Below are 7,172 nucleotides of genomic sequence, written 5' to 3'. Positions count from 1 at the left end.
GTACAGGACCTGATCGGCCCGAAGACCGACGTCGTCGACCTCGCCGGGCGGCTGCTGATGCCCGGCTTCCAGGACGCCCACGTCCATCCGGTGCCCGCAGGCCTCGAACTCACCCAGTGCGACCTCACCGGTGCCAGGACGGCCGAGGAAACGCTCGCCGCCGTACGGGCGTACGCCACCGCCCACCCCGACCGGGAGTGGATCACCGGCGGCGGCTGGTCCATGGAGGCCTTCGAAGGCGGAACGCCGACGAAGGAGCTGCTCGACGCGGTCGTCCCGGACCGGCCGGTGTATCTGCCCAACCGGGACCACCACGGCGCCTGGGCCAACAGCCGCGCCCTCCGGCTCGCCGGTGTCACCCGGGACACCCCCGACCCCGCCGACGGCCGGATCGAGCGCGACGCCTCGGGCGAACCCACCGGCATGCTCCAGGAAGGAGCCATGCAGCTCGTCGGCCGCCTGACACCCTCGGCCACCCCCGACGACCGGCTCGCCGCCCTGCTGCACGCCCAGCGGTATCTGCACTCCCTGGGCATCACGGCCTGGCAGGACGCGCTCATCGGCGACTTCCTCGGTATGGACGACCCGTCCGGCGCCTACGTCACGGCCGCCCGGGACGGGCTGCTCACCGCCCGCGTCGTCGGCGCCCTGTGGTGGGACCGCGAGCGCGGGGCGGAACAGATCCCGGAGCTCGTCGAACGCCGGGCCGCGCTGACCCACGACCGGTTCCGCGCCGGCACCGTCAAGATCATGCTGGACGGAGTCGCCGAGAACGGCACCGCCGCCCTGCTCGACCCCTATCTCGACCGCTGCGGCTGCGCCACCGCCAATCGCGGCACCAGCTTCGTCGACCCGGCACAACTGGGCGCATACATCACCGAGTTGGACGCGCTCGGCTTCCAGGCCCACTTCCACGCCCTCGGCGACAGGGCCGTACGCGACGCCCTGGACGCCGTCGAGGCCGCCCGTGCCGCCAACGGCCCGACCGACACCCGCCCGCACCTGGCTCATCTGCAGGTCGTCCACCCCGACGACGTCCCCCGCTTCCGGCAGCTCGGCGCCACGGCCAACATGCAGCCGCTGTGGGCCGCGCACGAACCGCAGATGGACGAGCTCACCATCCCCTTCCTCGGACCCGAACGGGCGGCATGGCAGTACCCGTTCGGCGCACTGCTGCGCGCGGGTGCGACCCTCGCCGCGGGCAGCGACTGGCCGGTCAGCAGCCCGGACCCGATCGAGGGCATCCACGTCGCGGTCAACCGCGTCCTGCCGGGGGAGCGGAGCCCGGTGTTCCTGCCCGACGAACGGATCGACCTGACCACCGCGCTCACGGCGTACACCGCGGGCTCGGCGTACGTGAACCACCTCGACGACACCGGCAGCGTCCGGACCGGAGCCCTCGCCGACCTGATCGTCCTGGACCGGGACCCGTGCGCGGGGCCGCCCGAGGCCATCGCGGAGGCCAAGGTCGCGCTGACCTACGTCGGGGGAGAGCGCGTGTACGCCACCCCCGACGCCTAGACTGGACGAGTAAGTCCTATCTCCGCCGAGCGGCAGGGGGTGGAACGCATGGAGGTGACGAAGTCCCCGTCCGAGCACGTTCCATCCCCTGCACCGAGGAGACGCATGAACGCCGGCCCGTCGGGGCGCACCCGCCGCACGAAGAAGACCGCCGCCCGGCGCCCCGCCGGGCAGTACGTGTTCTTCGAGGCCGGCCCCGCGGGCCGGCGGCTGTTCGTGGAGGAGCGGACCGGGCTGCCGATCACCGCGGAGGTCGCCGCGCTCCTGGCGCGGCTCGACGAGCGCGACCCGGAGCGGGCCCCCGCACGGTTGCCGGCGGGCAGGCCGCGATGACGGACACCGTCGCGGGCTTCGTGACCCTCCCCGCCGACAGTCCGAGGACCCTGGCGGCCCGGGTCCTCGTCGAGGTCCGGGACGTCTCCTTTGCCGATGGTCCTTCCACGGTGGTCGGCGCACAGGTCCAGACGGACGTCGAGCTGACTCCGGGGGGCCGCGTGCCCTTCACCGTCAGGGTGCCGGACCTCGACCCCGGCGCCTCCTACGGACTGCGGGTCCACATCGACCTCTCCGGCACCGGAGCCCTGTCCCAGGGGGACCTGATCAGCACTCAGGCCACCCCCGTCCCGCCGGAGTCGGCCGATGGGCTGATCGCTCCCGTCACCGTCGTATGACCGTGCCGCTGCCGCCCGGACACGGTCCGTATCCGTCCCCACGAGTTGTCCCGGCCGCGTTGACCGGAACTGCGCAGAAAGCGTTTCATTGCAGGTGAACGGCCGATTTCACGCTTCCGAAGGAGGCGGCCCGCCATGACCACCCACCCCAGCATCGAGCAGCACCCCGACCTGGCCGAGATGCGCGCACGTTTCGAACGGGCGACCTCGACGCCTCGCGCGCAGGCGATAGAGACACTGGCCCTCCTCACGGGCCTGTACCTGGCGGCCTCTCCGTGGATCGCCGGGTTCAACGGCCTCACCACGCTGGCCGTGTGCAACCTGATCACCGGTGTCGCCTATGCCCTGTGCATGGGCGGGTTCGGCTCGGCCTACGAGCGGACCCACTCCCAGGCCTGGTGCGCCATAGCCATCGGAGCCTGGACGATCATCTCCCCCTGGGTCGTCGCCGGTAACGTCGCGACGACCCGCAGCATCGTCAGCAACGTCATCGTCGGCGTCGTGGCGCTGCTGCTCGGTCTGGCCATGGCGGCCGTGGCCGAGCGCCGCGTCGGCGGCCTCCGCCGCTCTCGGGCCTCCGCGCGCGGCGGCCCGGACATCGGCCCCATACGCTGAGCGCGTCCCGCCTCAGGGAAGGCCCCGCCCCCGGAAAGCTCCCGCACGTGCCGACCGGGTCGGGGCCTTCCCGTACGACGGCCGGTTCTCCCGCTCAGCCGTCCCCGAACTCGCCGTACGGCGGCCGCAGTCGGCAGCCGCGTACGGGGCTGTCCCACCAGCCGGACAGTGGCCGACGGTTCCCGTGGGCGACCACGGTGCGTGAGCTATGTTGAACCCAAGTGGGACGCGAAGGAGGCACACCGTGCCATCAGGGCAGCATGCGCGCGCGCAGGCGTCTGCTATCACGCCGGGAAGGCAGTCTCCCGATGCGGAGCCGACGCCTGTGGAGAGGGTCCGCGCTCTGTTCGGCGGGCACCGGCTGTCTCCCGCGCAGCGGCGGATCGCGCAGTACATCATCGACCACCTCACCGAGGCCGCCTTCTTGTCGATCACGGATCTCGCGGACCGGGTGGGGGTGAGTCAGCCGTCGGTGACGCGCTTCGCCTCGTCGGTGGGGTTCAGCGGGTTCCCGGCGCTGCGGGAGGCGCTGCAGCCCATCGCGCTGAGCGCGGTCGCCGGCTCGGTGGACACGGGGGAGGACCGCCGCAACGAACTGCAGGCGGCCGTCGACGCCGAGATCGGCAATCTGGAGGGCCTGCGCCGTGTGTTCGCCGACACGGGCAAGGTGCTCGACATCGGCCGGGAGCTCGCCCGGTCGGTCCCGCTGACGATTCTCGGCCTGCGGATCTCCTCTTCGCTCGCGGAGTACTTCGCGTACGGGGCGAGGCGGATCCATCCGGACGTGCGTCTGGTCTCGCGCGGGGGGAGCGTGGCCTACGACGCGCTGCTGCAGTCCCGGGAGGCGGGCGGCACATGGGTGCTGGCGTTCGCGATGCCGCGGCACGCCAAGGAGACACTGGCGGCGATGCGGGCCGCAAGCAGTGCGGGCCTGCGCACCGCACTGATCACGGACCTGACGATGGGGCCGCTGGTCGACGAGGCCGACGTGGCGTTCACGGCCGCCACCGGATCGCGTCTGGTCTTCGACTCGTACGCGGCGCCGGGGGTGCTGTCGGCGGCCATCCTCCAGGCCATGGCCGATGCCGATCCCGAGCGTACGCAGATGCGTCTTGAGCAGTACGAGCAGGCCGCTGAGCAGCACGATTTCTTCCTGGAGTACTGACGCGGGCGGGGCCGGGCGACGGTCTTGCAGGGGGGACTTTCACACCCAGAGGTGCATGAATTTTTTCATGCCCTTGCGTACTTGGCAGTAAATATATTTACTTCAGGTGGCACTGCGGACGACACTCCTCCTCGTCGGCCCCACGGTGTTCTGTTAGGGCAGCCTCTCCCCTTGGCTGCCCCCCGGCGGCCCCGGTCAACCCCTGGGCCGGGGCCGCCGGCAAGACGGCCGGTCTGCTGCATGCAGGCCGCCCGCACCCGCACATTCCTTCCGGAATGTGAACAGTGGTGTCCGCGAACCCACGTACCCCCTACGCTGACCGTGCAGCTGGTACGCCCTGTCAGTTGGACAGGAGTGTCGTAAGAGGGAACCCGGTGGGAATCCGGGACTGCCCCGCAGCGGTGAGCGGGAACGACCGCCGTCATACGCACTGGGCCCGGCCGGGTCTGGGAAGCGACGGCCAGTAGGTGTCCGCCGGGAAACCGGCGACGTGCCCGCGAGTCCGAAGACCTGCCCGTTGCCCGCACGCGACGTACGCGTGCGGAGATCCCGGTGACCTCGAGGGCGGGTCGGCGCACACACCAGGCGGACACGGGCAACATCCGGCCGCCCGGTCGCCGTTCCTTCGCGCCCTCGATCCGTTCCCGGGGTCGTATCGGAGACACGCTCGCGAAGGAGAGTTCCGTGACCAGCAAGTCCGCAGCCACGGGAGCACGGGCCACCGTGTACGGCTACCCCCGGCAGGGCCGGAACCGGGAACTGAAGAAGGCGATCGAGGGCTACTGGAAGGGCCGCGTCACCGCGGACGCCCTCCGGGACACCGCCGCCGGCCTGCGCCGCACCCACTGGCGGCAGCTCGCGGAGGCCGGTGTCCATGAGGTGCCGACCGGTGACTTCTCGTACTACGACCACGTCCTGGACACCAGCGTGATGGTCGGCGCGATCCCCGCCCGCCACCGTGCCGCCGTCGAGGCAGACGCCCTGGACGGCTATTTCGCGATGGCACGCGGCACCCAGGACGTGGCGCCGCTGGAGATGACCAAGTGGTTCGACACCAACTACCACTACCTGGTCCCCGAGCTCGGACCCGGCACCGTCTTCTCCGCCGATCCGGCCAGGCAGGTCGCCGAACTCGAGGAGGCGCTCGCACTCGGCCACCGCGCGCGCCCCGTGCTCGTCGGCCCGGTCACGTATCTGCTGCTGGCCAAGCCCGCTCCTGGTGTCGACGACGGCTTCGAGCCGCTGACGCTGCTGGACCGGCTGCTGCCGGTGTACGCCGAGGTACTCGCCGAACTGCGGGCCGCCGGGGCCGAGTGGGTGCAGCTGGACGAGCCCGCCCTCGTACAGGACCGCACGCCCGCCGAGCTGAACGCCGCCGCCCGCGCCTACCGCGGCCTCGGCGGCCTCAGCGACCGGCCCAGGCTGCTGGTCGCCTCCTACTTCGACCGGCTCGGCGAAGCGCTGCCGGTCCTGGCCAAGGCTCCCGTCGACGGTCTCGCCCTCGATTTCACCGGCCCGGCCGCCGCGAACCTCGACGAACTCGCCGCGGCCGGCGGGCTGCCCGGCAAGCGCCTGGTCGCCGGCGTCGTCGACGGCCGCAACGTATGGATCAACGACCTCTCGGCGTCGCTCGCCACCCTCGGCACCCTGCTCGGTCTCGCCGACCGGGTCGATGTGTCCGCCTCCTGCTCGCTTCTGCATGTCCCGCTGGACAGCACCGTCGAGCACGACATCGATCCACAGATCGCCCGCTGGCTCGCCTTCGCCCGCCAGAAGACCGCCGAGATCGTCACCCTGGCCCGCGGCCTCGCGCAGGGCACGGACACGATCGCGGCGGAGCTGGCCGCGAACCGGGCCGATCTGGCCTCCCGTGCGGGTTCGGCGATCACCCGTGACCCGGCGGTGCGCGCCCGGGCGGCAGCTGTCACCGACGCGGACGGCCGCCGCGCGCAGCCGTACCCGGAGCGGGCCGCCGCCCAGCGCGCCCACCTCGCGCTGCCGTTGCTGCCGACGACCACCATCGGATCGTTCCCGCAGACCGGCGAACTGCGCACCGCCCGTGCCGATCTGCGCGCCGGGCGTATCGACACCGCCGGCTACGAGGAGCGCATCGAGGCCGAGATCCGCGAGGTCATCTCCTTCCAGGAGGAGGCCGGAATCGACGTCCTGGTGCACGGTGAGCCCGAACGCAACGACATGGTGCAGTACTTCGCCGAGCGGCTCACGGGATATCTCGCCACCCGGCACGGCTGGGTCCAGTCGTACGGCACCCGCTGCGTCCGCCCGCCGATCCTCGCCGGCGACATCTCCCGCCCCGGACCGATGACCCTGCGCTGGACCCGCTTCGCGCAGTCGCTCACCGACCGACCGGTCAAGGGCATGCTCACCGGCCCGGTCACCATGCTCGCCTGGTCCTTCGTCCGCGACGACCAGCCGCTCGGGGACACCGCACGCCAGGTCGCTCTCGCCCTGCGGGACGAGGTCGACGACCTCGAGGCGGCGGGAACCTCCGTCATCCAGGTCGACGAACCCGCCCTGCGCGAAACGCTGCCGCTGCGCGCCGCGGACCGGGCTCGCTACCTCACCTGGGCGACGGAGGCGTTCCGCCTCACCACCAGCGGGGTGCGCCCGGACACCCAGATCCACACCCATATGTGCTACGCCGAGTTCGGCGACATCCTCCAGGCCATCGACGACCTCGACGCCGATGTCATCAGCCTGGAGGCCGCCCGCTCCCATATGCAGGTCGCCGGCGAACTCGCCACTGCCGGCTACCCGCGCGAGGTCGGCCCCGGTGTGTACGACATCCACTCGCCGCGCGTCCCGGGCACCGCCGAGGCGGGGGCCCTGCTCCGCAAGGGACTCGAGGCCATTGCGGCGGAGCGGCTGTGGGTCAATCCCGACTGCGGCCTGAAGACCCGTGGCTGGCCGGAGACCCGGGCGTCACTCGACAACCTCGTCGCAGCGGCCCGTGAGATCCGGACGGATCTCTCCGCTCAGGCATCCTGAGCCCACTCCGGGCCGGGGCCGGACACGCGCGTGCGTGCCCGGCCCCGGCACGGGACAGCGGATGCGGCTGGATCCGGGGTGCCCGGGCCCAATAGGGCCTGTCCGGTGGATCAGGCTGGATCAGCGAGCGCCCGCCGCGAAGCGGCTGATGTCACTGATGTGGCTTCGGATCCAGGGCGGAGGATGGGGGT

The 7,172-nt window shown here is 71.8% G+C and carries 6 protein-coding genes and 1 riboswitch; all 6 genes read left to right on the top strand.

Features of this window, described 5'->3' with window-relative positions:
- Positions 1 to 1,521 (top strand): amidohydrolase (locus ACWGI8_RS35800; protein WP_453667469.1); only part of this gene is annotated, 1,521 nt, incomplete at its 5' end.
- Between the two features lie 105 nt (positions 1,522 to 1,626).
- Positions 1,627 to 1,854 carry a hypothetical protein gene (locus tag ACWGI8_RS35795; RefSeq protein WP_453667468.1) on the top strand — a complete coding sequence of 76 codons (228 nt, stop codon included), beginning with the start codon at positions 1,627 to 1,629 and terminating at the stop codon, positions 1,852 to 1,854.
- On the top strand, positions 1,851 to 2,192 hold the full coding sequence (locus ACWGI8_RS35790) for a YbaY family lipoprotein (RefSeq protein WP_453667466.1): 342 nt from the start codon (positions 1,851 to 1,853) through the stop codon (positions 2,190 to 2,192). The genes ACWGI8_RS35795 and ACWGI8_RS35790 overlap by 4 nt, the downstream gene beginning before the upstream one ends.
- A gap of 135 nt (positions 2,193 to 2,327) precedes the next feature.
- Positions 2,328 to 2,807 (top strand): SPW repeat protein, encoded by a 480-nt coding sequence (locus tag ACWGI8_RS35785; protein ID WP_453667464.1) that lies wholly within the window; start codon positions 2,328 to 2,330, stop codon positions 2,805 to 2,807.
- A 244-nt stretch (positions 2,808 to 3,051) separates the two neighbouring features.
- A complete protein-coding gene (locus ACWGI8_RS35780) occupies positions 3,052 to 3,972 on the top strand; it encodes a MurR/RpiR family transcriptional regulator (RefSeq protein ID WP_453667462.1) in 921 nt (306 codons plus the stop codon).
- Between the two features lie 311 nt (positions 3,973 to 4,283).
- Positions 4,284 to 4,504, top strand: a riboswitch (cobalamin riboswitch).
- A 152-nt stretch (positions 4,505 to 4,656) separates the two neighbouring features.
- Positions 4,657 to 6,981 carry a 5-methyltetrahydropteroyltriglutamate--homocysteine S-methyltransferase gene (gene metE / locus ACWGI8_RS35775; RefSeq protein ID WP_453667460.1) on the top strand — a complete coding sequence of 775 codons (2,325 nt, stop codon included), beginning with the start codon at positions 4,657 to 4,659 and terminating at the stop codon, positions 6,979 to 6,981.
- The last annotated feature ends 191 nt before the right edge of the window (positions 6,982 to 7,172 follow it).

It is taken from the genome of Streptomyces sp. NPDC054841 (genome assembly GCF_053611045.1).
Note: the sequence above shows the minus strand (reverse complement) of the source record. Positions and strands in the feature narration are given on the sequence as shown.

Bases quoted from the DNA above. Each gene is read 5' to 3' on its own strand.
- ACWGI8_RS35795 (WP_453667468.1), top strand. From the start codon at position 1,627: ATGAACGCCGGCCCGTCGGGGCGCACCCGCCGCACGAAGAAGACCGCC.
- ACWGI8_RS35790 (WP_453667466.1), top strand. From the start codon at position 1,851: ATGACGGACACCGTCGCGGGCTTCGTGACCCTCCCCGCCGACAGTCCG.
- ACWGI8_RS35785 (WP_453667464.1), top strand. From the start codon at position 2,328: ATGACCACCCACCCCAGCATCGAGCAGCACCCCGACCTGGCCGAGATG.